General features: G+C 69.2%; 23 protein-coding genes. 5 read left to right on the top strand and 18 right to left on the bottom strand.

The features are described from left to right. Positions 1–86: 86 nt before the first annotated feature. The 5 genes from ACOZ38_RS03350 to ACOZ38_RS03330 all read right to left on the bottom strand — a co-directional run bounded on the left by ACOZ38_RS03350 (position 87) and on the right by ACOZ38_RS03330 (position 6,226). Positions 87–839, bottom strand: a complete 753-nt coding sequence (locus ACOZ38_RS03350; protein ID WP_424528740.1) for a hypothetical protein — start codon at positions 837–839, stop codon at positions 87–89. 478 nt (positions 840–1,317) lie between these two features. After that, on the bottom strand, positions 1,318–1,764 hold the full coding sequence (locus tag ACOZ38_RS03345) for a hypothetical protein (protein ID WP_424528739.1): 447 nt from the start codon (positions 1,762–1,764) through the stop codon (positions 1,318–1,320). 42 nt (positions 1,765–1,806) lie between these two features. After that, positions 1,807–2,016 carry a hypothetical protein gene (locus tag ACOZ38_RS03340; protein WP_424528738.1) on the bottom strand — a complete coding sequence of 70 codons (210 nt, stop codon included), beginning with the start codon at positions 2,014–2,016 and terminating at the stop codon, positions 1,807–1,809. A gap of 12 nt (positions 2,017–2,028) precedes the next feature. Continuing rightward, positions 2,029–5,733 (bottom strand): FHA domain-containing protein, encoded by a 3,705-nt coding sequence (locus ACOZ38_RS03335; RefSeq protein WP_424528737.1) that lies wholly within the window; start codon positions 5,731–5,733, stop codon positions 2,029–2,031. A 49-nt stretch (positions 5,734–5,782) separates the two neighbouring features. Then, positions 5,783–6,226, bottom strand: a complete 444-nt coding sequence (locus tag ACOZ38_RS03330; protein WP_424528736.1) for an HPP family protein — start codon at positions 6,224–6,226, stop codon at positions 5,783–5,785. 282 nt (positions 6,227–6,508) lie between these two features. Between ACOZ38_RS03330 and ACOZ38_RS03325 the strand changes: the two genes are divergently transcribed. Next, entirely contained in the window at positions 6,509–6,757 is a 249-nt protein-coding gene (locus tag ACOZ38_RS03325; protein WP_424528735.1) for a hypothetical protein, read from the top strand. A gap of 756 nt (positions 6,758–7,513) precedes the next feature. Further along, complete coding sequence (locus ACOZ38_RS03320) at positions 7,514–8,269, top strand: hypothetical protein (protein WP_424528734.1); 756 nt, start codon at positions 7,514–7,516, stop codon at positions 8,267–8,269. 41 nt (positions 8,270–8,310) lie between these two features. On the opposite strand, the gene ACOZ38_RS03315 is transcribed toward ACOZ38_RS03320, so the two are convergent. The 4 genes from ACOZ38_RS03315 to ACOZ38_RS03300 form a co-directional block, all read right to left on the bottom strand. Next, on the bottom strand, positions 8,311–8,655 hold the full coding sequence (locus ACOZ38_RS03315) for a YbjQ family protein (protein WP_424528733.1): 345 nt from the start codon (positions 8,653–8,655) through the stop codon (positions 8,311–8,313). Between the two features lie 41 nt (positions 8,656–8,696). Beyond that, positions 8,697–11,201 carry an ATP-binding protein gene (locus ACOZ38_RS03310; protein WP_424536952.1) on the bottom strand — a complete coding sequence of 835 codons (2,505 nt, stop codon included), beginning with the start codon at positions 11,199–11,201 and terminating at the stop codon, positions 8,697–8,699. 130 nt (positions 11,202–11,331) lie between these two features. After that, entirely contained in the window at positions 11,332–11,718 is a 387-nt protein-coding gene (locus tag ACOZ38_RS03305; protein WP_344934913.1) for a hypothetical protein, read from the bottom strand. Then, a complete protein-coding gene (locus ACOZ38_RS03300; protein WP_405143823.1) occupies positions 11,715–11,993 on the bottom strand; it encodes a hypothetical protein in 279 nt (92 codons plus the stop codon). Before ACOZ38_RS03300 ends, ACOZ38_RS03305 begins: the two co-directional genes overlap by 4 nt. Positions 11,994–12,348: 355 nt before the next feature. On the opposite strand from ACOZ38_RS03300, the gene ACOZ38_RS03295 reads away from it, so the two are divergent. Both ACOZ38_RS03295 and ACOZ38_RS03290 read left to right on the top strand, forming a co-directional pair. Further along, positions 12,349–13,182 (top strand): hypothetical protein, encoded by an 834-nt coding sequence (locus tag ACOZ38_RS03295; protein WP_424528732.1) that lies wholly within the window; start codon positions 12,349–12,351, stop codon positions 13,180–13,182. 78 nt (positions 13,183–13,260) lie between these two features. Continuing rightward, on the top strand, positions 13,261–13,836 hold the full coding sequence (locus ACOZ38_RS03290; RefSeq protein WP_424528731.1) for a pyridoxamine 5'-phosphate oxidase family protein: 576 nt from the start codon (positions 13,261–13,263) through the stop codon (positions 13,834–13,836). Between the two features lie 30 nt (positions 13,837–13,866). Here the strand turns inward: ACOZ38_RS03290 and ACOZ38_RS03285 are convergent, their stop codons facing one another. From ACOZ38_RS03285 to ACOZ38_RS03245, 9 genes are all read right to left on the bottom strand, one after another. After that, a complete protein-coding gene (locus ACOZ38_RS03285) occupies positions 13,867–14,976 on the bottom strand; it encodes a hypothetical protein (protein WP_424528730.1) in 1,110 nt (369 codons plus the stop codon). 61 nt (positions 14,977–15,037) lie between these two features. Next, positions 15,038–16,174: an SPFH domain-containing protein gene (locus ACOZ38_RS03280; RefSeq protein WP_424528729.1), complete on the bottom strand. Its 1,137-nt coding sequence runs from the start codon at positions 16,172–16,174 to the stop codon at positions 15,038–15,040. A 134-nt stretch (positions 16,175–16,308) separates the two neighbouring features. Further along, entirely contained in the window at positions 16,309–17,160 is an 852-nt protein-coding gene (gene htpX / locus ACOZ38_RS03275; RefSeq protein WP_405143817.1) for a zinc metalloprotease HtpX, read from the bottom strand. Between the two features lie 94 nt (positions 17,161–17,254). Next, the gene (locus ACOZ38_RS03270; protein ID WP_424528728.1) at positions 17,255–18,754 is read right to left on the bottom strand and encodes an NADH-quinone oxidoreductase subunit N; all 1,500 of its coding nucleotides are present in this window, start codon (positions 18,752–18,754) and stop codon (positions 17,255–17,257) included. Then, the gene (locus tag ACOZ38_RS03265; RefSeq protein ID WP_424528727.1) at positions 18,751–20,343 is read right to left on the bottom strand and encodes a complex I subunit 4 family protein; all 1,593 of its coding nucleotides are present in this window, start codon (positions 20,341–20,343) and stop codon (positions 18,751–18,753) included. Before ACOZ38_RS03265 ends, ACOZ38_RS03270 begins: the two co-directional genes overlap by 4 nt. Continuing rightward, complete coding sequence (locus ACOZ38_RS03260; RefSeq protein WP_424528726.1) at positions 20,340–22,292, bottom strand: NADH-quinone oxidoreductase subunit L; 1,953 nt, start codon at positions 22,290–22,292, stop codon at positions 20,340–20,342. Before ACOZ38_RS03260 ends, ACOZ38_RS03265 begins: the two co-directional genes overlap by 4 nt. Beyond that, positions 22,289–22,675 carry an NADH-quinone oxidoreductase subunit NuoK gene (gene nuoK / locus ACOZ38_RS03255; protein ID WP_405143812.1) on the bottom strand — a complete coding sequence of 129 codons (387 nt, stop codon included), beginning with the start codon at positions 22,673–22,675 and terminating at the stop codon, positions 22,289–22,291. The genes ACOZ38_RS03260 and nuoK overlap by 4 nt, the downstream gene beginning before the upstream one ends. 1 nt (position 22,676) lies before the next feature. Then, positions 22,677–23,207: an NADH-quinone oxidoreductase subunit J family protein gene (locus ACOZ38_RS03250; RefSeq protein ID WP_405152218.1), complete on the bottom strand. Its 531-nt coding sequence runs from the start codon at positions 23,205–23,207 to the stop codon at positions 22,677–22,679. Between the two features lie 55 nt (positions 23,208–23,262). Continuing rightward, positions 23,263–24,225, bottom strand: a complete 963-nt coding sequence (locus ACOZ38_RS03245; RefSeq protein ID WP_424528725.1) for a 4Fe-4S binding protein — start codon at positions 24,223–24,225, stop codon at positions 23,263–23,265. Positions 24,226–25,201: 976 nt separating this feature from the next. On the opposite strand from ACOZ38_RS03245, the gene ACOZ38_RS03240 reads away from it, so the two are divergent. Then, the gene (locus tag ACOZ38_RS03240; RefSeq protein ID WP_424528724.1) at positions 25,202–25,732 is read left to right on the top strand and encodes a ComEA family DNA-binding protein; all 531 of its coding nucleotides are present in this window, start codon (positions 25,202–25,204) and stop codon (positions 25,730–25,732) included. The last annotated feature ends 63 nt before the right edge of the window (positions 25,733–25,795 follow it).

The following is a 25,795-nucleotide window of genomic DNA, read 5'->3' as shown; positions in this document are numbered from 1 at the left end:
CGCACGCTGCAAGCGATCTTGGAGATTGCGTTCACGTCGACGGCGTGCTCACGCTCGACGTGGCATCCCACACCCGGCTGCTCTTTCTACTCATACTCCTGTCCGCAGATCGCCAACTCGGCAAGGTCGCCCCAGGTAAGGGTGTTCAAGGGCTGCTCGCCCGGCTCAGGTTCTAACGTCAGCGGAATGACCGGGCCGGGTACGGCCTTGCGTAACCCGTCGGCCTCATCCCATCCGCCGAGCGATCCCGCCATGCTGCACTCCAGATACGCCCGCGGGTCGAAGTTGTACCACCGGACACCGGTAGCCCGCGCGACACCCGGCGGCCTTGGCACGTCCACACCGAAAACCGCGTACTCATCCAACGAACCGGCATCGGCGAAATCGGCCAGATCGGCGATCTGCGACAGCAGGACGCGTTCCCAATCGGCATACGAGGCCGGCTGACGCGCCAGATCATAGGAGGTGGTCCGCCACTCCTGGCGTACCGGCGGTGGTCCGATCGTGGCGGCGGAGACGACCATCGCGGCGACCACATCTGGCTCAAGCCGCGCCCACCCGGCCACAGGCCGGCTCGCCAGCCACCACGCCCGGAGGAACTCATCGAGGCTGCGCCCGGCGGCGTTCATTTGCTCCCCCACCGTGACCAGCCGCGCGTACAGCTCACGATTGGAACGGCAGGCCGGATCGGCCGGACCGCTCACCTGAAACGAGGACCGATCCACCGCCCCCGCCTCCAGCGCAAGCATCCCGGCCAAAGCCTCGACGCGATCGTGATGGACACCGATCCGCTCGCGCCCGCCATTGCCATCGCGCCGCCAGATCTCCCACCTCGCCATGCCAGGCACCGTAGCGGAAGGACCACTCCGCCCGAAGAAGAGACATCCGCTCCGGCCGCGAAGCGCACCTGCTTCGTCGCCGAAATCAGGCGATGACGAATGTGAGCAAGCGGAATTTGCCCCGACGACCGGGGAGGGAGGAGTAGTCAGACCATACGCACGAGTAATCACCCCGCACTTCGATGGCTGCCTCGCGTCCCTTCATGGTGCCGATGCCGGTGCTGGGGCCCCAAGCTCGCCGGCCGGTGACTCTGTGTTGCTCGCAGATCCGGAAGGCATCAGCGTTCGTGGGGCGGCCGTGCCCAGGGCGAGACCAATAGCTGGGATCATTGGTCAGGACCAGAACGACACCGCTCCATCCCGGCTGCGGGCGCGGCCGGAAAACCTGCACATCCTGGCCCGGGCGATTCCCTTCCTGCTGTTGGGTGCCCTACTGGTCATCCGTGCCCGGCGCCTGGGAGTCACTTGCACCTCAACGTCAATCAAGGTGCACGGTCATCTGTGGAGCCGGCGCATCCCTATGCGCCAGGTCATCGACGTCACCCACGACCTGACTGGCCCTGCGGTGCGATGGACCACCTCCCGCGGGCATCAGCACTCCATCCCCCTCTGGGCTTTCGCCGTACGACGCGGCACATCCTCCGAGGACCTCTCGCTTGCGCAGCACCGTGTTAGCCACCGCCTTCTGGCCCTTGAAAGTCACCGAGATCGCATCCAGGCCCATCCGGACGACCCGCGGCTCTTTCAGGCCGACGAGCGGAAGCGAGGCCGTCTCCAGCCATCGCAGAACCGGAGCGTGCTCGGCAGGCAGTTCTCTGCGCCGATCCTCCGGAAGCAGGGCGTACTCCCGCAGGACCTTGCGAAGGTCGTCAGGATCGGGCCGGCCGGGCAGGTCCTTCGTGATCGCCGGGATCAAGGCCAGCATGGCGTATACGTCGGTTTCTCTGGTTCGAGCAGCCGAGGTCTTTCACCGTTGGGTGATGAAGGTCTGGGCGAAGGCGAGGAAGGTCGGGCCTGTTTCCGGCTCAGGGGCCAGCGTCGAAACTGGAAGACCCGTTGCGACGTCGAACGCCTCACCGTTCTTGGCCGCCAGGCGGAGGTCACGCAGGTGACTGTTGGCCAGCTCCTTCGTGCGAAGGGTCTTAGACTTGACCTTTCCACCGACCCTCCAGCGCACCACGTAGGACGGTCAGTCGGGAAGCGGTAGTGGACCGCCGTGGCCGGGCAGGCCCCGGTCGGCCGGGATCGCCTCCTCGACGGCACCGTCGGCGGTGATGCCCTGGCCGCGGGTCTGCTCGGCGAGGCGCTGGTAGTAGGCGGAGACCGCAACGAGCGCCTCGCGTGCCGCGTTCAGCAGCGTGGCTCCCGCCTGCTCGACGACGTCGGCCTCGTGGATCTCGAACGCCCGGATTCCTTCCAGCACAGCGGTTTTCAGGTCGCGCAGCAGTTGGACGTCCACGTGCGCGTAGATGCGGCACAGCGCCGTGACCCGCCGGAAGTCGTCCCCGGCGAGCAGTAGCTCCATAACGGCGGATACGGAATGCCGGACCAGCCCGGCATCCGACCGCGCGGACATGGCGGCGAGATCGGTGTCGAAGGACCGGATGTCCAGGTGTGGGTCGCAGAAGCCGACGGTGAGTTGCCACAGGGTGCGCAGGTCCTCGTGCACCAGCCCGTCCAGATAACTGACCAGGAACCGCCGGTGCGCCTCGAGGACGTACTGCGCCTTGAAGGGCGTCAGCTCCCGGGGATCTTCGCCCAAGGTGGTGACCGACGTGGTGAATCCGTAGTCGGCGGTCAACGCATTTTCCATGCCGACCAGCAGGTACACGAACCGTACCCAGGTCCGGAACAGTTCTTCCAGCTTCAGCGCGTGCAGACCGTCCTCGGTGAGCACCACGCCCCACCGGGCGCCGAACTGCAGCCGGCGCAGATGGCCGATCTGGTACATCGCGAGTTGGGCATCGATCTCGGCGTGCGCGTGGTGCAGCACTTTTCGATACGCCGCGGTCGCGTCGAGCCCGACGTGATTGCGGATGATGTGCGGTCCGCCGATGTGCAGGTGCAGGAATTCGCTGACGTCGAACACCGCTCCGCCGATCGCCATCCAGTAGCCCGCGTCGGAGATGTTGTGCTGCGCCAGATCCGACACCTCGAAGCGGGGACCCTGCTGCGCGTGGCCCAGATAGGTGGTGAAGACGTCCGTGCCCAGACGTCCGTCGGCCACCAGTTGGCGGAGGAATTCGCGGCCGTCGCCGGGCACGATGTCGGTCAACGCCTGGAGTACGGAGACGGCGAACCGTGCGCTGCCGCACACGTAGGCGAATGCGCCGCGGCCGCCGTCGTCAGTGGAGCGCAACAGCTCCCACAGTGCGTCTGCCTCGGCGCGGATCACGTCGTCCACCCGGCGCCGCTGTCCGGCTTGGACGACGTGGCGCCGGCCGTCGAATCCGATCGCGGCATCGGCGCGAGAGAACGCGACGGAGAGTTTCAGCCGGCCCGCGGCCGCCGCCGCGTCCAAGTCCGTGTGCTCGACGAATTCCTCCGGCGTCCGGATCCCCAGATAGAGCCGATTCTCGCCCGACCCGGTGCGCGCGGCGACGAACCCCAGGAACGGGGCGATCCCGGAACCGGCCGCGAACATGACGACGGGCCGGGCAGGGTCGGCCGGCAGCCGGAACCGGGGCGTGGGGACGATCTGCAGCGACAGCCGGTGCCGACCCTCGACGCTCGCCCGGCGCAGGAAATGCGATGCCGTGCCTTGCCGTTCCCGCGGGTACGACCACGGCGTCCGGGCGGAAGTGTAGTGGAGGCCGGCGACCACCAGTTGCAGCGTGGTGGCCGGTTGGCCGGGCGGCGGCGCCGAGGCGATCGAATACAGCCGGAACGGCTCGGGCGCAATCACCGCGCAGAAGGCGTCGTCCTCGCGTGGATCCGCCTTCCACAGCCGGGTGACGTCATATCCGCCCGCGTACAACAGGTTCAGGACGTCCCACAGCTCCCACTGGTCCTCCATGCGGGCGTCCACCACGCGCTGCCACGGGCCCACGGCCGTCAGTTTCGCCAGCCGTTTCGCCACGTCCCGTCCGATCGGCCGGAGCCGGGCGAAGCGCAGCAATGTCCGCAGCGGCAGCACGTCGACCTCGCCGTAACCTGCCCGGCAGGCCACCGCCGCTCGCCACTTCGGGGTGAGCCGCACCAGCTCGTCGCCGGTCGCCTGCAGGGCGGCGACGGTGCGGCGCACCAATTCGTCGTCGTTCTCGGCCAGCACGCCAACCCGGTCACCGGGCAAGTGGTGCACGCCCTGCCCGGTGACGTCGATCTCCAGATAGCAGGTCCAGGCACCGGACTCTCCGGTGACGACACGGCCCCGGCGGGCGGTCCCGAACACCACCGGCGGACCCACAGGCGGGCGGCGCTCGTCGCGGACGACGGCCAGCTGGTCGTCCACCTTGTCCCAGGTCCGGTCCTTGAACAGTCCGGTGAACCGGGCGCCGGTCGTCACCTGCCGGCCGACCTTGAACGCCACCTCCAGAAAGCCGTACGCCTTGATGCGGTGCAGGCCCATCCAGCCGCGGTCGCCCACATAGGCGTCGAGCATGGCGTTGTAGATGCCGCGCAAGGTGCTGTTGCGGGTGTCCTCGACGTACTGGCGCACCGACACCTCAGGCAACGCGGCCACCAGCTCCTGCCAGTGCCGCGGGAAAAATCCGGCGAGGTAGACGCTCTGTTGCCCGACCAGCGAGCTGTAGTTGCGGCGCTCGAGAAACGCGTCCAGTGCGTGGATCTGCGGTTGCGCGGTGCCGCTCGGGCTGGGTGCGCCGTCGAAGATCGGGACGCCCGCGGTGCCGACCGTCTTGGCCCACAGCACCTGATCCAGCGGATGCCGGGCGCGGGGGTTGGGATCGATATGCGGATAAATGGCCTGGGTGACGTGCTGCAGCCGGTCGAGGATCACCAGTAGCGCGCTCTCCAAGGCGGCCGGATCGTCCGCGACGACGGCCTCCTGAGCATCCAGCATGGCGCCCAGCACGGGCGTGAGCCCCATCGCGAATTCGGTGGTGGCCAGGTAGAACACCCGCTCCGCCGCGTTGTTCCAGGTCGGCACGAGCAGGTCCATGTTGTCCAGCGCCCGCGGCCCGGCGGGATCGCGCAGCCGCCAGTTGTAGAAGAACAGATCGATGTAGGAGACGGCCGGGATCTTCTTGCCCAGCCGGCGCGAGACCGTGGTCCACGGTCGCAGCAGCGACTCGGGCAAAGCGGTCGGCGGATCGATCGCCATGTACTGATAGGCGTGGGCGAAAACGCCGAGCAGAGTCGAGGCGCGCAACAGGTATCGGTCGGGCAACGCCTCGGGCCGGGCGTCGAGCACCGGCATCGCATCGAACGCCCGGCGCAGCGACAGCCGACGAAACAGGTCCGGGAGCTGGTCGGTCATCTCGTCCCAGGCTCGGTGCGATTCCGGGAAGGCCAGCAGCGGCGGCTCGGCCGGCAGATATCCATGCGCGAGCGAAAGGAATCCGTCGAGTTCGTGCCCGACCCGCCGGTTGTGCGCCTCGGCGGCCTCCACCACGCGTCGTGCGGCGATACGTGGCGGCGCAACCGGCCGCAGCATGGTCAGCTGGCCCGGATCGACGAGCGCCGTCGCCTCCGGGTCGAAGAACGTCCACGTCAGCTCATATCGGCCGATGCGCATTCGATCCCCGGGGACGAGCACCCGGCGCGTCACCCGCGCGTCGTTCACGTAGGTTCCGTTGGAGCTGCCGAGATCGGTGAGCACCAGATGGTTGTCGGCGATCTCCAGCCGCGCGTGGCGCCGGGAGACGGCGCCGTCGTCCAGCACCACCGCCGCCGCACCGCTGTCCCGGCCGAGAGTGGCCGGCAGCGCGCACACCCGCTCGCTGGTCTCTCGGGTGTGCCGATCGGTGAGAACCAGCCGGAGATCAGGAATGGTAGATCACCGCACGGCACAGATCGGCCCGGGACAGCGTGCCCACGAGAGTCCCGTCGTCGACCACGGGAAGCCTTCGGATCCCGCGCTCGAGCATCACGATCGCCGCCCGGGCGAGTTCGTCGATCGATCGGACCGTCGCCGCGTCGCGCACGACGAGGGGGTCGATGACGCGGTCGGCGAGGGCGCGGCCCCGCTCCAGGAAAATCTGAAACGCGTCGGCGAGCGTGCCGCCGGCGGCGGTCACGTCGTCGAAGCCGGGCAGCATGGCCCGCACCAGGTCCTCCTCGGACAGCGACCCGACGAACCGGCCGTCGTGGTCCAGGACCATCAGCTGGCCGACCTCCGACACGCTGACCATCTCAGCCGCCCGCCGGATGGTCGCGCCGAGCCGTACGTAGGCGGGGAACGCCGTCATGACGTCGCTGACCAGCACGCCACCTCCCAGGTCCGCCCTGCCGTCGTCCCGCACAGTCGGTTACCTGGCCATTTATCCGAAACAACCATCCGCGAGTATAAATCCATCACGAATGCCGTGTACACCCACTGGACACAGTCCGCACGTACGTCAGGTCGGCCACCCAACGCCGGTTCGGCGTTGGCGCGTTGAAGACGACGATTTGCCGCAGCGGCGGGTACACCAGCGGCATTCGCCCCCCGGTGAAAATCACCTACCGGGAGAAGACCGCCAACGCCAAGTCCTACGGACACCGGATCGTTGCACGATGCCGAGTACCACCACCTCATCCGCCTGCAGCTCGGCGGGGACACCAACGACCCGTACTACCTGTGGGTCGAATCGCCATCACCCGGCCAGAAGACCGGCGCCGGCCCCAACAACCCCAAGGACGCGGTCGAGAGCCGCCTGCACAGCGCGATCTGCAGGGGAACGGTCACCCTGGCGGCGGCGCAGCAAGTCATCGCCAGCGGTTGGAGCATCGCCGAATCGGTCCTGCATCTACGCTGACGTGAGACGTTCTGGGTGACCAAGCGGAGGATCGAAACGGGAGAACTCCGCTCGGCGGAGGCATGGCTCGGGCACGAGAAGTGATCGAAGCGGCCCGGTTGAATTTCATCAACATGACCCGCTGGCGAATCGTCGGAGGGGCACAGGCACTCTCCCAGTTCGTGGCGCGGCCTCCCCTACCGCCGCCGCCTCCAGCGGTTCCCGACCAGGGCACAAGCGAGGAGACCCAGGGCACAACGAGGGCACACCGCACTGAGAAACAGCCCGAAACGACGGCAGGTGACGAGAGGCAGAGCAGCAGCTCAGAGCCATGATCGCGGAATCTCCGCAGGTCGCCACCCGACCGCTTTCGATTCACGAACTACCGCTAGCGGGTGAGCGAGCGAGCGGGGGCGGACGCTCGTACCCGGGCAGCGTGACGTCGACGGCGCCCAGGTTGCCCTTGAGGTGCTCGGTGGCCCTGGAGCCCATGATCGAATGGACCACCCGGGAACGTGCCCACTCGCTCGCTTTACTTCCTACACGGCTTGACCCCCGCTTCCGCAGGTGAGCGACAGAGTTCTCTGTCTGGTGCCGCGGGGAGCGGCGGTAGAGGATTCCGGTGTGGGTGCGGAGATGGCTGCGGCTTTGTGGGGGCCTCTGGTTGTTCTGGGGGTTTCGGGGGGCATGGTGGGGTGGCGGCTTCTGGTGGGGCCGTTGACCGTGTCGCCGGATGGAATGCGATATCTGGCCATGGGTGCCGGGATCCCGGTGTCCATGCCGTTCAGACTGCGGTGGCTTGCTCCGGCGGTGTGCCGGGACAGCATCGCGAGGTGGCGGTGCTGGACGGCCGTACACGTCGCGGCGTTGCCGGCGCTGACCGCGGTATGGCTCTCGCACTGGGTGGACGATCCCGTCCGGTGTGCCCTCGGCGGGCTGCTGGTCGTCGGGTTGCCGGGGCTGTGGCGGATCAACCTGCGGTGGGGCGTGCTCGTGGACGGATCTTCGATGGCGTGGGCGCTGGCCTCCGCGATCGCACTCCAGCATGGGCAACCGCTCCTTGCCTGCGCGTTGGCGGTGGTGTGCGGGGGCGTCAAGGAGACGGGTCCGATCTTCGCGGCGTGTTTCGCCTGGTCACCGCTGCCGCTGGCCGGGCTCATCCTGCCCGTCGTGCTGCGGGTGACCGCCCGGCGTACGTCCGATCTGCTCGGCGATGACGATCTGCTGGACAAGCCGCTGGTGGCGGGGCTCGTCGCACACCACCGGCGGTGGCTGGACCCGCTGTTCATGGTGACGCCGTGGGGCGTGTGCGTGGCGGGCCTGTTCGCCGGCGACGCCTCGATCCTGCCGATGCTCGTCCTCACGCTCGTCCTCGCGTACGGTCAGTTGCTGGTCGCGACGGACACCGTGCGGCTCTACCAGTGGGGGGCACCGCCGCTCATCCTGGGCACGGTACTGGTGCTGCCGACCTGGGCACTGGGGCTGGCGCTCGTCCCGCACCTGCTCAACCCATGGGCCGGCCGTGGCATATGAAACCGCCGCGCACCCCCGCGCATCACCCTCGGCGGGTGAGTTCACGGCAGGGTCTTGTTGAGCTGGACGGCGGTGCCGTAGGCGCAGAACTCGGTCCAGATGTCGCCCAGTTCCGAGGTGACGAGCCGTACGCCGATCACCGCGTCCGCGCCCAGGAGGCCGGCGTTCGCCGCCAGCCGGTCCATGGCGAGTTCCCTGCTGGCCGTCAGGGAGTCCACGACCGCTGTCATCTCCCCGCCGACGATGGTCCGCAGGCCGGCCGCCATCTGCGCGCCGAGGTTGCGCGTCCGTACGGTCACGCCCATGACGATGCCGAGCACCTTGACGATCTCCAGGTGGGGTACGTGCTCCGTGGTCACCAGGATCGGGGAAGCCTTCTCGGTCAATGCGGCACTCCAGAGACGCGGGGGATATGAATCAGCCGCCGTCACGCCAGCGGGCGAGGCGGAAGCGCGATCCGCTGGAAGATGGCCTCGGCCTCGGCGTTGTGCCGCTCGGCTTCCTCCTGCTCGCGCAGGTCGTGTTCGACGAAGGAAAGGCTGCGCAGCACGCGTGCTTCGGACAACGGGTGCCGGGTTTTGCGGATTTCGGGGAGGCATTCGCGATAACGGTCTCGGGCCGCCCGAGGCTTGCCCCTTTTCCGATGCATCTCGCCCAGGTGGTAGACCGCCTGGGCGCTGCCCAGACGGTATCCATAGCGGTCGAACAGCGGGACGCACAGCTCCAGCTTGCGAGCGGCGTCCTTGTATTCGCCGAGGGCGATGGCGAGCTGTGCCTGGCTGTGCAGCGTGTGCGCGACGCCGAACGCGTGCCGCACGTCGCGGTAGATCTCGTCGCACGCGCTGAAGCACGCGGCCGATTCCTCCGCGCGGCCGAGGTCCATCAACACGTCGCCGAGCCCGTGCAGGGAGTGCGCCTCCCAATAGCGCTCGCCCGCGGCGCGAAACCGCTCCAGGCACGTGGTGTAGAGGGTTTCCGCCTCCTCCAGGCGAAGCTGGTCGCGCCGCAGGTACGCCAGGCTGTGCAGGTTCATGGATTCCTGGAGTGGCAGCCCGAGTTCGCGGAAAGAGGCCAGCGAGCTCTCCAGCGAAGCCTCTCCCTCGCCGTAACGTCCTTGGTAGCGCTGAAGGTTGCCCGCCATGAAAAGGACGTCCGCGATGCCGCGCCGCTGGTCGATGGCGTGGAATATGCGAAGCGCCTCGGCATAGTGGCGGTCGGCCGTGTCGAGATCGAGTTGTTCCCACGCGGCGACGCCCAGGCCGCGCCGCAGGTATCCCTCGGCGCGGCGGTCTCCGCTGCGCTGGGCGGCCTCCACCGCCCGGGTGTAGCTCTCGACCCACGGCCCCCAGAGCGAGAGGCGGTCGAAGAAGTCGCAGAGCGGCTCGGCCAGGGCATGGGTCTGCCGCCAGAGCTCGCTGGCGTGCGCCTGGGTCACGAGCACGACGAGGCTCGCCTCCTCGCCGGTGAGCCAGGCGGCCGAGTCGTTCGCGAGGTGGCCGGCCACACCCACCGCCTCCGCGCTCCACTCACCGGCCGAACCGTCGTCGGCCCTCTCCGCGTTCGCCGATGACGGCGAGAGCCCCTGGTCGGCACGTACGGCGTAGTTGGCGTAGACGTCGAGCAGCCGCGCCAGCGCCTCCTTCTGGGCCGCCTGCGGCGTCGACTCGGCGAGTTTCTCCCTGCCGAAGAGCCGCAGAAGGTCGTGGAAGCGGTAGCGGGCGTCGAGGTCACCCTCGCGGCCGATGGTCTCCAGCAGGTTGCGGTCGACCAGCCTATCGACCAGTTCCTCCGCCTCTCGCGGGGAGACGCCGGCGAGCGGGCCCGCGACCCAGGCAGGAAAGTCGGGCACCTGGAGGAGCGACAGCAGCTCGAACACCCGCTGTTGCTTCTCGGGCAACCCCTGGTGGCTGAGCTCGAAGCTGGAGCGGACCTCAAGGTCTCCCACGCGCATCTCGTCGAGCAGGCGGTGCTCGTCGGACAGCCTGACCGCGAACGAGGCGAGCTTCGTATGGCTCCGCCCGGCGAGTCGCGCGCCGATGATGCGGATGGCCAGCGGCAGGTGGCCGCACAATCGCACCAGAGTGCGGGCCGCGTCCGGCTCCGCGTCCACGCGCTCCGCCCCGACGATGCGGCGCAGCAGGTCGAGAGACTGCGGCTCGTCCAGTACGTCCAGCCGGACGGTGGTCGCCGATTCGAGCGCCCTGAGGTCGCGCCGGCTCGTGATGAGCACGGAACAGGTGGACTCGCCCGGCAGGAGCGGACGGACCTGCGCCTCCTCGGCCGCGTTGTCGAGCAGGATCAGCATCCGCCTGCCGTGCAGGCGGTCGCGGTACATGCGGATGCGCTCGGCGGTGTCGTCCGGGATCGCCGCGCCCGCGACCCCGAGGTCGCGCAGAAATCCGGCGGCGACCTCGGCCGGGTCGAGCACCTGGTCCTCCACGCCGCGGAGGTTCACATAGAGGTAGCCGTCGGGAAATTCCTCACGCATGGTATGGGCCAGATGAATGGCGAGCGTGGTTTTCCCCACGCCTCCCTGGCCGGCGATCGCGGAAATGACGACCGCTGTTCCCCTGCGGCGCCTGCCTTCGCGGAGTAATCCCTTCAGGCGGACTATCACGTCCTCCCTGCCGGTGAAGTCCTTCACGTCGGGAGGCAGCGGGAAGACCCGGCCGCCTCCTTCCTCCTCCTTGGTGAGCTGCGCCATCTGCCGGGATTCCGTCTTGCCCCGCGCCTCGCGATATGCCTGGGTGGCGGCGAGTCCCCCGGTCAGCGTCGACGCGAGGGCGGCGAGGACGAGTTGGGTCGTACTGGGGTCGTCACCGGGGAGATAAAGGCCGGTCGCCGACGCCGCCAGCGTCGCCGCCGTGGTGACAACGCCGAAAAGCGCCACATTGACGCGCTGGCGCACGGAGAGACGGCCTGGCCGGCGCATCTTCACGGCACTCCCTGCTGCGCGACGGTTTCAACGCGACAAGCTCAAGAGCCCGGGGGCTCCGATATTGCACCAGCAATTGTGCATATGATATCGACCGCCCTCCGCAAAAACCATGGAGAATCCCGGGTCAGGGGATTGGGTCGATCATTATTCGGGGGTCGAGGAGGGTTAGCTGGTCGCCTCGGTCGGTGAGGATGGGCCAGTGGGTGTTGCGGGCGCACCAGACCACGTGGCCGGCGACCACGTCGTTGGCGCCGTCCAGCAGCTCGCCGATGTCGGGCGCCTTGCCCGCCGTCAGGTCGTCGATGGTGACTCCAGGCCCCATGATCAGATCGAACAGCTCGGCCTGGGTGTCGAGCGGCGCGATGGAGTACACGGCGGCCAGCGCGGTCGACGGCACGCACAGGCCGCCTCCCCGGTAGAGGCACATCGCCACGACATGGCGCGAGTAGCGCGTCTTGGCGACCGCGATGTCCACCAGCGCGCTGACGTCGAGAACGCGTCCAGGGATCATGACACCCGGGTCCGGGTCATGGGCGGGCGGTTGGCCTGCGACCACTCTTCGTCGGTCAGGGGTGCGACGTCGAGCGCGACGGCCGCGGCCTCGAGGTCCTCGCGGTCCAGGCACCAGCGGGACATGAGCGTGATGGCCGCCTGCCTGGCTTCTATGTGCCGTTGCACCGCGCTGCGAATGATGTCCTCGACCCTGCGCCCCTCAAGGTGCGCCTGGCGCATCAGAGCCTCGGTCTGGACGTCGTTCAGTCTGATGGTGAAGGAGGAGTGCCCCATACCGTGACGGTAGACGCCGAAGGCCCGGCAGGCATCCCTTTCACCGTCGGCGTCTGCCATGAATTCTGCCCGCTTCGGTCGTACGAACGGGCGGGGCGGTGACGCCGAATCGTGACTCAACCTTTCACGCGTTCATGGCATCTATTGAAAGTGACGAAAGGATCGCGCCATGAAGCACGCGCGCATGCTCACCCTCCTCGCGATGGCCGCCGCGGCCACCATAGCGAGCCCGGCGGAGGCGCAAACGGGAGCCACCTCCGCCAAAAGCACCATAAATAGTACTAAAGCGGTACGTTATGCCTCGTTGAACGGATGCCCGAAGAAGGATTACCTCGTACCGTGTGGCACCTGGGAGTTGACCCTTCGAAGCGGGAAGACCGTCAAGCTCGCCGATGCCACCGTCTCGCCGAGGGACGCCAAGGGCAAGGTCGACAAGGAGAACATCGCGCCGATCGCGGTCAGCGGGGACGGTACGCGGGTCGTGTACTTCCGCAAGTCCGACCGCAAGCTGGTCTGGAAGGACATGCTGAGCGGCAAGGTGCGCAGCCTGCCCGGCACGACCGCGAAGGTCCCCAAGGGCCTCGGCATGACCGACGTCGACCCCACCCTGTCCCCCAGCGGTGACGTGGTGGTCCTCGACTACGCCGACGACTCCGGCGAGCGGCCCACACTCGCCGTCCACCTCGGAAGCGGCGACGTCGCGAAGCTGCCCGGCGGGGACAGCGTGCAGGGCTTCAGCCCCGATGGCCGTCGGATCCTCGTGTCCCGGTACACCGGCGACAACACGACCGAGTTCGTGGTCTACGACACCGACGGCGAGCGGGGGGAGAGCCGCGAGGTGCCGCAGGTCGTGTCGAACAACTCGCCGGTCGCGCTGGCGGACGACGGAGTGACCGTCGGCGTCGTGATCACCCCGACCTCCGGCAAGCCCCGTCTGAGGCAGTACGACCTGTCGACGGACTCGGTCTCTCCGGCCATCGATCTCGGGATCAGCTCGAAGGAAAGCGCGTACCGGATCTCCTGGGATGACTCCGGCAAGCTGGCGCTCTGGCACCTGCGGACCACGGGCGACGGTACGATCACGCGGGCGACGATCAGCACCGTGGACCCGTCCACGGGTGACCTCGCCAAGGTCGACTCGTTCAAGGTACGGAGCGGCCTGTGGAGCTGGTGGCTGCCCGGAGAGTGACCAGCGGCTCGGAAAGCCCTCCGCTTGGCTCAGAAAGCCCTCCGAGTAAAGTCCCATATAGCGGGGCTAGGAGGGAAAATGGGCAAGGTCCATGAGAAGTTGAACGACCGGCTGCGCGCGTTCATCTCCAAGCAGCCGGTCTACTTCGTCGCGACGGCTCCAGAGCACGGCGGGCACGTCAACGTCTCCCCCAAGGGGTACGCCGACACGTTCGCCGTACTGGACGACACCACGGTCGCCTACCTCGACCTCGACGGCAGCGGTGTGGAGACCATCGCCCACATCCGCGACAACGGCCGCGTGACCATCATGTTCGCCGCGTTCGCCGGCCCGCCCAACATCGTGCGCCTGTACGGGCGTGGCCGGGTCGTCACCCCGCACGACGACGACTTCGACGATCTCGTCAAGCTCTTCGGCCCGCACCCGGGCGTGCGATCCGTGATCGTCGTGGAGTGCGACCGCATCTCCGACTCGTGCGGCTACTCCGTGCCGTTCATGACGTACGACGAGGACCGCTCGCTGCTCGACGAGTGGGCGCAGCGCAAGGACGTCCAGCAGAAGCGCGCCTACCGCGCCAAGAACAACAGGCAGAGCATCGACGGCCTCCCGGGGCTGACCGCCGACGAGACCGACCCGGTCAACCACCGCTCCTGAACCGCGACCGGGCTTCGCGGGGACGGTGGGTCAGCTTGCGCGGGATTGCACGATCAGCAGGATGGCGACCGCCAGCACCGCCGTCGCGACGGCGACCGCCATGGCGATCTTGATGGCGCTGTACGGTCTCTGCCCGATGACCTCGCCGGTACGACCGTTGATGAGCACCTGCCAGGTCCGCCCGCCGTGCAGGTAGCAGGCGATCCACACCGGAAGCAGAACCAGTTTGAAGGTGATGTCGGAGTAGCGGGTGTCGACCGAGGTGACCCGCTGCTCATCACCTCCTATGTCGTGGCGGCAGTCCTGCTCGATCACCTCGGCCATCACGGTCTTCGCCGTGGCGAGCCCCGCGTCCGGCTCGGTGTCGTAGCGCAGGGTCTGGTATCCGGCCAGGTAGTCCGGCTGGTACGGCACCACGTGCTCCAGCGGCCATGGCTCCAGCTTGCCCAGCTGTGCTTCCGCCAGGTGCCGGGTGGCGGCGACCAGGACGTCGTCGAAGTCGCGCCACACGGTGCCACTGGCGGAACGCCAGCGGGTCTTCCTGACCTGCCGTGTCCGGGTCTGTTGCTCACCGTTCACGGTCTCGGTGTAGGTCTCGGTCTCCCAGTAGTGGTCCCCGCGCCGGCCGTCGTAGTCCGAGACCGTCCTGGCGTCGAAGGTCCAGTGCGGCAGGTAGGTGCCCTTGAGCGACTCCGCCTCCGTCACCCTCTTCAGGCTCGTCGGGGCGAACCATCGCGACGACACCCAGCGGCGCAGAGCTGTCCGTACACCGTCATGATCCAGCTCGAACGGCAGCACCGCCTCGGGCGCGATCTGGTCGCCCGCGTTGACGTCGGCGACCAGCGGGGCCCCGCAGAACTGGCACATCTCCGACAGAGCACTGCTCTGAGTCCGCGCTCCGCATCTCTCGCAGCCCAGGACATGGCCGTCCACGCCGGCCAGCGGCTTTCTGGGCAGTAGCCCCGCCAGCTCGGCGTATGGATGCTCCCGGACCTGTCTGCCCGCCGCGGCGAGTTGCCGCTGGTGCCCGCAGTACGGGCAGCGCAGGACGGTCGTCCCGGGGACGTACTCGACACGGGCGCCGCATCCCGCGCACGCATACGAGGAAGGCGACCCGGCCGCCGCCGTCTGATCAGTCATGCGCGGGCTCTCTTCTCGGTTCTCGGCGCGGTGCCCTCGGCCGTCGGGGGAAGAACGGGAGTCAGGGCTGTGGGAGCGGCGGCGGGGTGCCTGTGAGCAGGTGGGCGATCTCCGGCACCTGCTGTGCGGGGGCCCATTGGGGCATTCCCGCCTTCCACACCAGCGTGGTCGCGGTGAGGGCGCCGCTACGGACCTGCGCGACCAACGCTGCCAGGTCGAAGGGGCCCTGTTGCTGACCGCCTATCCCGAGGTACCACTGGTCCCGCACCGGCAGCGGGGGCGGCCCCGCTGAGCCGGCCTGCGCCCCCTGCGTCACCGTCGCGGACGTCGGCTGGGGCGATGCCTGTCCGAGGCCGGCCGCGAGCTGCTGCCCGGCCGCGATGCCCATCCCGAGACCGAGGCCTTCGCCGGCTCCCCCGCCGGGGTTGTTCGCGGCGTCTTCCAGCGCGTTGGCCGCCTGGAACCGGGTGTACTGCTGGAGGTCTCCCACGATGCCCATCTGGGTGCGCTTGTCGAGCGCCTGTTCCACCTCAGGCGGGACGGAGATGTTCTCGATGATGAACGTGGGGATGTCGATCCCGACCGAGGAAAGGTCCTCGCTGAGTACGCCCGCCAGGCGCACCCCCATGGCGTCCTGGTGGGCCGCCAGGTCGAGCATGGGCACCTGCGCGGTGGCCAGGGCGGTGCCCAGACGGCCGACGATCATCTGTCGCAGGTAGTCGCGCACCTCGTCGGTACGGAACTGCGGGTCGGTGCCGACCAGCTCCTTGAGCAGCTTGGGCGCGTCGACGACGCGGGCGGTGAAGGCGCCGAACGCGCGCAGCCGGACCATGCCGAACTCGGCGTCCCTGACGATGACGGGATTCTGGGTTCCCCACTTCATGTCGGTGAACTGCCGGGTGCTGACGAAGTAGACCTCCGCCTTGAACGGGGAATGGAAGCCGTACTTCCAGCCCTTCAGGGTCGACAGGAGCGGCAGGTTCTGGGTCTCGAGCGTGTACGTGCCTGGAGAGAAGACGTCGGCGATCTGACCCTCGTTGACGAAGACCGCGGTCTGCGATTCCCGCACGACGAGGCGGGCGCCCATCTTGATCTCGTTGTCGTACCGTGGGAAGCGCCAGACGATCGTGTCGCGGCTGTCGTCGAGCCATTCGACGATGTCGATGAACTCGCCTCGGAGTTTGTCGATCAGTCCCACAAGATCTCCCCCAGCCCGCACGGTGCTTTCGACCATGACCCCCGAAAGACCCTAGCAAAGGGCGACTTTTACCACCCTTATTTAATAAGGGTGGAAATACGCCGCTCTCATGGACACCCCCTCAAGACGATGGGTCAGCGGCGGTAGCCGGCCATGCTTTCGAGGCGGGCGACGCGGGCGGCCGTGGAGGGGTGGGTCGAGAAGAGCCTTCCGACGCCCGCTCCGCGAAAGGGATTGGCGATCATCAGGTGGGACGCCGAGGTCAGGCGGCTCTCCTCGGGGAGCGGGAGCCTGCGCGTCCCCAGCTCGATCTTGCGCAGCGCCGAGGCGAGCCCCAGCGGGTCACCGGTGAGCATGGCGCCCGACTCGTCGGCGTGGAACTCCCTGGACCGGGAGATCGCCATCTGGATCATGCCGGCGGCGACCGGCCCGAGTATCATCATCAGCAGGGCGCCGATGTAGCCGGGCCCCTCGTCGTCGTCGGAGCCGCCGAAGAAGACGGCGATGTAGCTGCAATACGTGATGATCGTGGCGAGCGCCGCCGCGACCGAGGAGATCAGGATGTCGCGGTTGTAGACGTGCGACAGCTCGTGGGCGATCACTCCTCTGAGCTCGCGCTCGTTCAGCATCTGCAGGATGCCGTACGTGACGCAGATCGACGCCCTGCGCGGGTTGCGCCCGGTGGCGAAGGCGTTGGGCTGCATGGTGGGAGAGATGTAGAGCCGCGGCATCGGCTGGCGCGCGTCCGTCGAGAGCTCTCGGACGATGCGGTACAACGCGGGCTGCTCGACCTCGCTGACCGGCCGCGCCCGCATGGCTGACAGGGCGATGCGGTCGGAGAAGAAGTAGGCGATGCCGTTGGTCAGCAGAGCGATGAGGACGGCCAGCTGCACACCGCGGCCGCCTCCCAGCCACGCCCCCGCCGTCAGGATCAACGCGGACAGGGCGCCCAGAAGGACGGCGGTACGCAGGCCGTTGTTGTGCACGCTTCCCCCTCTCGGATGCTGCGCTCTTCCCTGGCAACGTTCGCGGCCTGCTCAAACGTTCCCATCCCTGGTCAGGCTAGGGGTGGGGCGCACGTCAGCCGACGGCGGACAGAACCAGCTGCGGCGCGACGGAGAACGCCAGGGAAACGAGGAGCGCCACCGCGACGGCGATCGTCACGGGCCGCACAGGGGTACGCCGCCCCGGCTCGGGGACCGGCTCGGGGGCGAACAGGCGGGCGGTCCAGGCGATGTAGTAGTAGAGCCCGATGACCGTGTTGACCGCCATGACCACGGCCAGCCAGCCCACGCCACCGTGGACGATCTCCCGGAACACGACGATCTTGGCGAACAGCCCGGCGAGTCCCGGAGGCAGCCCGGCCAGGCAGATCAGGAAGAACGCGAGCGCGAGCGCCGCGGCGGGGCTACGGAACGCCAGCCCCCGATAGTCGTCCAGCTCGTTGCGCTGCCTGGTACGGCTCACCAGCATCACGACGGCGAAGGCACCGGCGTTCATCGCCGCGTAGATCGCCAGGTACGCGATGGAGGCCGAGGCGGCCGACCTCCCCGCCACGCCGAGCGGCGCGAGGATGTACCCGGACTGCGCGACCGACGACCACGCCAGCAGCCGTACGGCATGGCGTTGCCGCAGGGCCAGCAGGTTGCCGACGGTCATGGTCAGCGCGGCGAGTACCGCCACGATCGGCGCCCAGAGCCGCGCCTGGCCCGCCAGCGCGATCGTCAGCACGACGATCAGACCGGCGAACCCCGCGGCCTTGGAGATCACGGACAGCAGCGCCGCGACCGGGACGGGCGCGCCCTGGTAGACGTCTCCGGCCCAGAAGTGGAAGGGGACGGCGGCGACCTTGAACGCGAACCCGGCGAGCACGAGCACGACGGCGACCGTGAGCACCCCGCTGGGCACACCGGCCGGCACGTCTCCAGCCTGCACCACGGGGGGCGAGCCGCTGAGCCCGGCGGCTATGCGGTCGAGATGGACCGAACCGGTCAGGCCGTACAGGAGCGAGACGCCGAAGAGCATGACCGCCGTGGAGATGACCGAGACGAGGAACAGCTTCAGCGCCGCCTCGGACCCACGCGCGTCGTACCGCTTCAGGGCCGTCAGGGCGAAGACCGGAAGTGAGACGAGCTCCAGCGCGACGACCAGCATGATCAGGTCGCGGGACGCGGGGAGCGTGACGGCGCCGGTCAGCGTGCACAGCAGCAGGAAGTACCACTCACCCGCGGGGATGCCGCCTTCGGCGAGCTGCGTCCACGACAGGAGGACCACCACCACGGCGGTCGCCAGCACGACGGCGCCGAAGACGAGGGTCAGGTCGTCGACGACGAACGAGCACGACGGCTGCCCACCGGCGGAGACGGCGGGAACGCAGAACGTACGCGGCCGGGCGCCCTGGACGGCCTGCGCCAGGACGGTCGCCAGCGCGGCCAGCACGCCGGCCAGCGTGACCAGGCCCAGCGTGGGGAGGGTGCGCGGCGTGCGCGGCAGGAACGCGTCGAGCAGGAGCACCAGCCCGGCCACCACCGCCAGGATCAGCGGTGGCGCGATCGCCGCGTAGTCGATGGACTGCGTCATGGCGCTCCCAGGAAGGCCCGGACGGCCGGATCTGTCACGACGAGGAGCGCCTTCGGCCAGAGCCCCAGCGCCACCGTGAGGACGATCAAGGGGGTCCAGGCGGCCAGCTCGTACGGCGTCACATCCCGCAGCCGCAGGGGGTGGGCGGACTCGGCGGTCTCGACGAGCGGCTCCTCCGGCGGGCCCACGGCCGGACGGGCGGGTTCGTCGGGCCTGCCGTGGGTGACGCGGGAGAGCATGCGGAGGAAGTACGCGGCGGTGAGCACGGTGCCGACGCCGCCGATGGCCATGAAGACCAGGAAGAGCGGACGGGACAGGCCGGGAGCCGGGTGGAAGGCGCCGAGCAGCGCGAGCATCTCCCCCCAGAACCCCGCGAGTCCGGGCAGTCCCAGCGAGGCGACGCAGGCGAACGTCAGGAGCGACCCGAGGTAGGGCAGTCGGGCGAGCATGCCGCCTCCCAGGCGGGACATCTCCGCCGTGCCGTACCGCTCCTTGATCGCCCCGGCGATGAAGAACAGCAGACCGGTGATCAGACCGTGGGCGACATTTCCGAATAAAGCGGCATTCATCCCGACAGGCGTCAGCGTCGCCAGGCCCAGCAGCACGAACCCCATGTGGCCGACGGACGAGTAGGCGATCATGCGCTTGAGGTCGCGCTGCGCCAGGCACGCCAGCGAGCCGTACACGATGCCGACGACGGCGAAGGCCCCGAGCCAGGGGGCGAGCACCGCGGCCCCCTCGGGAAGGACGGGGATCGCGATGCGCGCGAACCCGTACGTTCCCATCTTGAGCAGCACGCCCGCGAGCAGCACCGATCCGACCGTCGGAGCCTCGGTGTGGGCGGCGGGGAGCCAGGTGTGCAGCGGCCACATCGGCGCCTTGACGGCCAGGCCCACGCCCACCGCGAGGAATGCGAGGATCTGCGCCGCCCTCGGTATGCCGGCGCCGTGCGCGCCCGCCAGCCTGACCATGTCCAGCGTGCCGGTGTGGGCCCAGATCAGGAGCAGTCCGAGGAGCAGTACGGCCGAGCCGAGCAGCGTGTACAGAATGAACTTGACCGCCGCCGCCCTGCGCTCTTTGCCGCCCCAGACCGCGATCACGAAGTACATCGGGATCAGCACGATCTCGAAGAAGACGAAGAACAGCAGCAGGTCGAGCGCGAGGAACGTCCCGATCATGCCGACTTCGAGCACCAGCAGGGTGAACGCCAGCGCGTGGGACCTGCCGCCTTCCGGCTGGTGCCGTACGAGGTAGAGGAAGCAGAGGAAGGTCAGCAGCGCGGTGAGCACCACGAGCGGGAGCGATATCCCGTCCACTCCCAGGTGGAACCGGAGGTCCAGGCCGGGGATCCACGCCCGGTCGATCTCGAACTGTGGCCGCGCGGCCCGCCCGTAGTCGAACGACACGGCCATCACGAGGGCCAGCACCAGCGTGACCCCGGACACCACAGGCCCGTACCACCGCAAGAACGCCCCGGAAAGCCGGGCGGCCTCGGGAGAAGCGGGAGGCCGCGCGGGCCGGGTGAGCAGCATGAGGAGGGCCGCACCGGCGAGGGGGACGGCCAGGAGTCCGACGAGGATCACGCTCATCCGAGCACCACCGCCCCGACCGCGATGATCAGCACGCCGGCGAGGACGCCCGTCAGGTAGAGCTGGGCGTTGCCCGTCTGCAGCCGCCGCAGAAGCCCCGAAGCGCCGACCGCGACGCCGCCGGACCCGCGTACCGCGCCGTCCACGACCGTGTCATCCGTACGGGCCACCAGGCGGGCCAGCCACAGGACAGGGATGACGAAGACCCGGTGGTACACCGAGTCCACGTAGAACGCCCGCTCACACGGCACCCGCAGCGGCCCCAGCAGGCGGGCGGGATCGGTCGCCGGATCGGCGCGCCAGGCCGCGTAGACGGCACCCGCGCCGAGCAGCGCGACGAGCAGGCTGATCACCGCGGACGACCAGTCGACCAGGCCCACCCCGGCGAACCCGAGCAGCAGCGCGGGAACGGCCAGCACGCCGATCGGCCACAGCATCGACGCCGGAGCCTCACGACCGTCCCAGACGTGCGCGACCCCCGGCTCCGGCTCGGGTAGCGCGACACTCTCGACGCGGCTCCGGCCGAAGAAGGTGCGCAACCAGGCGCGGGTCGCGTACGCGCCGGTCACGGCCACGGTCAGCAGCGCGCAGCCGTACAGCAGCCAGGCGGCGGCGTCGGTCAGCGGCGCTCCCTCGGCCGCCGCGTGCTCGATGGCGGCCAGCACTGCGTCCTTGCTGAAGAACCCGCTGGCGGGGGGCAGTCCCATCAGAGCCGCGAACCCGATGGTCATGGCGGGGAAGGTCACCGTCATGGAACGCCGGAGGCCGCCCATGTCGCTCATGAGATTCGAGCCGACGGCGTGGATCACCGCTCCCGCGCAGAGGAACAGCAGCGCCTTGAACGCCCCGTGCGTGACCAGGTGGAAGATCGCCGCCTGGTCGGAACCGGCGGCCAGAGCCCCGGCCATGTACGCGAGCTGGCTGATCGTCGAGTACGCGAGCACCCGTTTCAGGTCGTCCTGGGCCAGGGCCGCCAGCGCGGCGCCGAGCATCCCGGCGGACGCCAGCACGGCGAGCAGGTCGAGTGTGGGCCGGGCGCCCAGGAAGGCCGGGTAGAGCCGCGCGACGACGAAGATGCCGGCCGCGACCATGGTGGCGGCGTGGATGAGCGCGCTGATCGGCGTGGGACCGGCCATCGCGTCCGGCAGCCAGGTGTGCAGCGGCGCCTGGGCGCTCTTGCCCGCGACTCCGAGGAGGAGCAGCATCGTCGCGGTCACCAGCGTGCCGGTGGACATGTCGGGTACTTTCGCGATCACGTCGTCGATCCGGAAGCTGCCGGCGGCGACGCCGAGTGTGAAGATGCCGAACAGGAACCCGACGTCGCCGATGCGCGTGACGAGGAACGCCTTCACCGCCGCCCGCGAGTTCGCCCGGTCCTCCCACCAGTGGCCGATCAGGAGGTACGAGCACAGCCCCATGATCTCCCAGCCCACGTACAGGACCAGCAGGTCGCCGGCGTAGACGACGAGCAGCATCGCGCTGGTGAACAGGCTGATGAAGGCGCTGAAGGAGGGGTAGCGCGGCTCGTGGCGCATGTATCCGATCGAGTACACCTGCACGGCCAGCGCCACCACGGTCACCAGGACGGCGATGAGGGCGGCCAGGCCGTCCACCCTGAGCCCGGCCGTGATGGGGATCGCTCCCGTGTCGATCACCGAGAGCGTGCCCTGGACGGCACCGGGAAGCCCGTCACTCAAGAGCGCCGGGCCTTCTCCGTAGGACGCCGCGCCGCGAGGCAGGGCGTCGCCCGCCCAGAGGTACGCCAGAAGCCAGATCGCCAGCGCGGTGGAGATCGCGGTGGGCAGGACGGCGATCCACGCCGCCCTCCTGTAGACGGCGGGCTCGATCGAACCGGGCGGGCCACCACCCCAGAGCCGCCGCGTTCCGAGCAGCCCCGCCACCGCCGCCAGGAACGGCAGCAGAACGACGGCGCCGGCCACCCCGATCATGGCGCACCGTCCCTCACCGGTACGGCTCCGCCCTCAGCGGGATCGCCTGTCGCGGGATCGCCCGTCGCCGGATCGCCGGGTTCGGCGAGGTCGCGGACATGGTCGATCTCGACGGTCCGCCGGTTGCGGAACACCGCGAGGACGATCGCCAGGCCCAGCCCGAGCTCCGCGGCGGCGATCACGATGACGAACAGGGTCAGCACCTGGCCCCCGTGGAGCGCGTCCCTGAGCCATACGTCGAAGGCGACGAGGTTCAGGTTGACCGCGTTGAGCATCAACTCCACCGACATCAGAACGAGGATCGTGTTACGCCTGGCGAGCACGCCGTACACGCCGATCGAGAACAGCAGCGCGGCGAGCACGGCGGGATAGACGACGTGCACGTCAGTCCTTTCCGCCGATGTCGGTACGGGAGAGCACGATCGCGCCGATCAGCGCGGCGAGCAGCAGCACCGAGAGCGCTTCGAAGGGCAGCACCCAGTTCCTGAAGATGCTCGCCCCGAGCGACGCGGCGGCGCCACCACCCGGCTCCAACTGGGCGTAGGCGGTGTGGAAGCCCTCGACCACGGTGGTGACGAGTACGGCCGCCGTCGCCACCGAGACCACCAGGGCGGCGACCTTGTTGCCCGAGTTCAGGTCGGTGGACGGGCCGATGGGCGCGCGGGTCAGCATGATGCCGAAGAGCAGCAGCACCACGACCGCCCCTACGTAGATCAGTACCTGGACCCAGGCCACGAACTCGGCGGTGAGCACCAGGTAGCACCCGGCGAGCGCGCCGAACGAGACGACCAGCCACAGGGCCGCGTGCACGATCTGCCGGGTCGTGACGACCAGCAGCGCCGTCCCCGCCGCCACCACACCGAGCAGCAGGAAGACGACCTCCTGCGCGGTGGGCGGCCAGAAGCCCGGTGCCACGGACGTCACGACTCCTCCTGCGCCGTAGGCGGCCAGAAGCCCGGCGCCACCGATATCACGACTCCTCCACCGCCCCGGACGACTCCGGCGGCTCCTCCCCCGTCCCCGATTCCTTGGCCGAGCCGGGGGACTCCTCAGCCCGTGGGGGCGAGGAGGGCTCGGTTGGGGCCGGCTTCTTCGGCAGCGCGCCGGGGGGCCGGATCGCGCGCACGGCGGCGTGGCCTCCGAGGGCGCCACGGCGTGGAGCTGACGGGCCACCGCCAGGTGTGCCAGGTGCCCGCTTCGCACGGTCCGGCGCCGCATCACCGCTCTGACCTGGCTGGGCCTGTGCCGTGCCGGGGTGGTCGGCGGGCGGGGGGCCCGCGTCACCGGTCTCTGCCGTCGTCGGCCGGTCCGGCTGCGCCGTAGACGGCTGGACGGCCGCCGCACCGCCTCGCTGGAGCGTCTCCGGACGTTCGGACTCGGCAGCGTCCGGACCTCCAGAGGCAGCCGTGTCCGGACCTCCAGAGGTGGCGGGGCGGGTGGGCTTGGTCGCGACGCGTTCGGGGTCCGGGCGGTCGCGGGTGGGACGGGCGGCGCCGCGGGAGGCGGCGGCGACCTCCTTGGGCGGCTCGGCGTTCGGCTCGTGTGGAGGCGGAATGGGGATCGTCTGCACCCATTCGCCGAGCTTGTCCTTCTCGTGCAGGAGGTTGCGGATGTCGTACTCGGCGTACTCGAACTCCGGCGACCAGAAGAGCGCGTCGAACGGGCACACCTCGATGCATATGCCGCAGTACATGCACAGCGAGAAGTCGATCGCGAACCGGTCGAGCACATTGTGGGCGCGCGGACGCCCGCCCTCGGGGGCCGGTGCCGTCTCCTTGTGGGAGTCGATGTAGATGCACCAGTCGGGACACTCCCTGGCGCACAGCATGCAAACCGTGCAGTTCTCTTCGACCAGGGCGATGACGCCGCGACTGCGAGGGGGCAGATCGGGGCGAACCTCCGGGTATTGCTGGGTGTCCGCCCTGCTCAGCATGTGGCGAAAGGTGACGGCCAGACCCTTCGCAAGCCCTTCTCCTGGTATAGGTGCCACGGTTCAACATCATGGCCTACATGGGCGTCCTCGTGAATGCGTGGGGCTCCGTCGTCTCCCGGTTTTCCAGAATCATCACGATTTTGGGGGACTTATCCGGCATGACATGTGGTCCCTCTGGCCGATGCGGGAGGCAAGGGAAGGCCGTATTCTTCGCGTTATGCACCCGACCAACGGCCACGGGGGCCCGGGATCGGGGCCGCCGGGAGGCCCTCCCCCTGAGCCCGGTGATCCGAACGGTCCGACCGCTCCACGGCCCCGCCAACCCGGCCGGCCGTTGCCGGGCCCCACCCCGAGCCCTCAGGCAGGATCCCACCAGGACCAGGGACACGCCCCGTACCCGAACCCCCATCCCGACCAGGCGGGGGCCGGGCCGTCATCCCGCCCGAGCCTCGGCCCGCAGCAGGACCGTCCCTCACGGAGCGGTCCCGAGCCAGGCCGCTCGCCGCAGGACCAACGTGACCCCGCGCCGGGGAGCTCGTCCCACGGCCAGCGCGGCACCGGGTCAGGCGACCCGTCGTACGGTCAGCGCGGCACCGGGTCCGATCGTTCGCCGTACGGGCGGCCGGGGGCCGGTCAAGGACGTTCTCCATACGGACGGCCCGGCCCGGAGCAGGGCCGTCCCCCTTACGCGCCGCCGGACCCCGGGCAGGGCAATGGGCCGTTCCTTCCCCCGCATCCCGGCCGGCACGGTCTCGCGCCGTACAACCGGCCGGCTCCCGGGCCGTACGAACCGCGCCGGCCAGGTGACCCCAACGGGCACCTCCCCCAGCCGCCGTTCCCGCCGCACATTCCTCCGCCTCAGCCGCCGAACGGCACCAGCGCGGCGAGCGTCCTCTGGGCTCTCGCGCCACTCCTCTCGTGCGGGGTCGCGACGCCTTTCACCATCGGGTACGCGGCGGCGAAACTCCGGAGCACGATGCTCGGCCTGTCGGCGGCGATCTACGCCATCGGCATGATCGCTCTCGTGGTGGCCGTCGTGACGGACGGCCCCGGCCCCTCGCCCGAGTGGCTGACGATTCTGTCGCTCCTCGGCTCGGGCGGTAGCTGGCTCGGGGGGACGATCCAGTCGCTGATCATCCGCAAACGGGTCTTCGACAACTCGGAATCGCCCAACGACCATGCCGTGGCCTTCGCCCAGCATCGTCGCGAGCTCAGACAGCAGGCACGCGACCTGGTCGAACGCGACCCCGCGCTGGCCCGCGAGCTGCGCATCGGCCGCCCCGACCTCCCACGCCAGTACGACGACGGAGGCCTGGTGGACGTCAACCACGCACCCGCCGAGGTGATCGCGAGCCTGCCGGGGATGACCACCGAGCTGGCGCAACGCGTGGTCCAGGCCAGGGCGGACGTCGGAGGCTTCATCTCCGCCGAGGACGTGTCGATCGCCGTGGACCTCCCTCCCCACCTCACCGCCGACCTGGTGGAACTCACCATCTACCTCCCCTGAGACCAAGCCTCGACCTCAGGACCTGCGGCCCTCAAGCCCTTGACCCCGAGTCGTGGACCCGAC

Origin of the sequence: Sphaerisporangium viridialbum (assembly GCF_049674955.1) — a bacterium.
Classification (GTDB): Bacteria; Actinomycetota; Actinomycetes; order Streptosporangiales; family Streptosporangiaceae; genus Sphaerisporangium; species Sphaerisporangium viridialbum.
This window is presented reverse-complemented; position numbering and strand designations above follow the sequence as displayed.

What these genes read in the sequence shown, in the direction of transcription:
- ACOZ38_RS03350 (WP_424528740.1), bottom strand. Translation starts at nt 839, where the DNA reads ATGGCGAGGTGGGAGATCTGGCGGCGCGATGGCAATGGCGGGCGCGAG.
- ACOZ38_RS03345 (WP_424528739.1), bottom strand. Translation starts at nt 1,764, where the DNA reads ATGCTGGCCTTGATCCCGGCGATCACGAAGGACCTGCCCGGCCGGCCC.
- ACOZ38_RS03320 (WP_424528734.1), top strand. Translation starts at nt 7,514, where the DNA reads ATGCCGTTCAGACTGCGGTGGCTTGCTCCGGCGGTGTGCCGGGACAGC.
- ACOZ38_RS03310 (WP_424536952.1), bottom strand. Translation starts at nt 11,201, where the DNA reads ATGCGCCGGCCAGGCCGTCTCTCCGTGCGCCAGCGCGTCAATGTGGCG.
- ACOZ38_RS03305 (WP_344934913.1), bottom strand. Translation starts at nt 11,718, where the DNA reads ATGATCCCTGGACGCGTTCTCGACGTCAGCGCGCTGGTGGACATCGCG.
- ACOZ38_RS03300 (WP_405143823.1), bottom strand. Translation starts at nt 11,993, where the DNA reads ATGGGGCACTCCTCCTTCACCATCAGACTGAACGACGTCCAGACCGAG.
- ACOZ38_RS03290 (WP_424528731.1), top strand. Translation starts at nt 13,261, where the DNA reads ATGGGCAAGGTCCATGAGAAGTTGAACGACCGGCTGCGCGCGTTCATC.
- ACOZ38_RS03285 (WP_424528730.1), bottom strand. Translation starts at nt 14,976, where the DNA reads ATGACTGATCAGACGGCGGCGGCCGGGTCGCCTTCCTCGTATGCGTGC.
- ACOZ38_RS03270 (WP_424528728.1), bottom strand. Translation starts at nt 18,754, where the DNA reads ATGACGCAGTCCATCGACTACGCGGCGATCGCGCCACCGCTGATCCTG.
- ACOZ38_RS03265 (WP_424528727.1), bottom strand. Translation starts at nt 20,343, where the DNA reads ATGAGCGTGATCCTCGTCGGACTCCTGGCCGTCCCCCTCGCCGGTGCG.
- ACOZ38_RS03260 (WP_424528726.1), bottom strand. Translation starts at nt 22,292, where the DNA reads ATGATCGGGGTGGCCGGCGCCGTCGTTCTGCTGCCGTTCCTGGCGGCG.
- ACOZ38_RS03245 (WP_424528725.1), bottom strand. Translation starts at nt 24,225, where the DNA reads ATGCTGAGCAGGGCGGACACCCAGCAATACCCGGAGGTTCGCCCCGAT.
- ACOZ38_RS03240 (WP_424528724.1), top strand. Translation starts at nt 25,202, where the DNA reads ATGCTCGGCCTGTCGGCGGCGATCTACGCCATCGGCATGATCGCTCTC.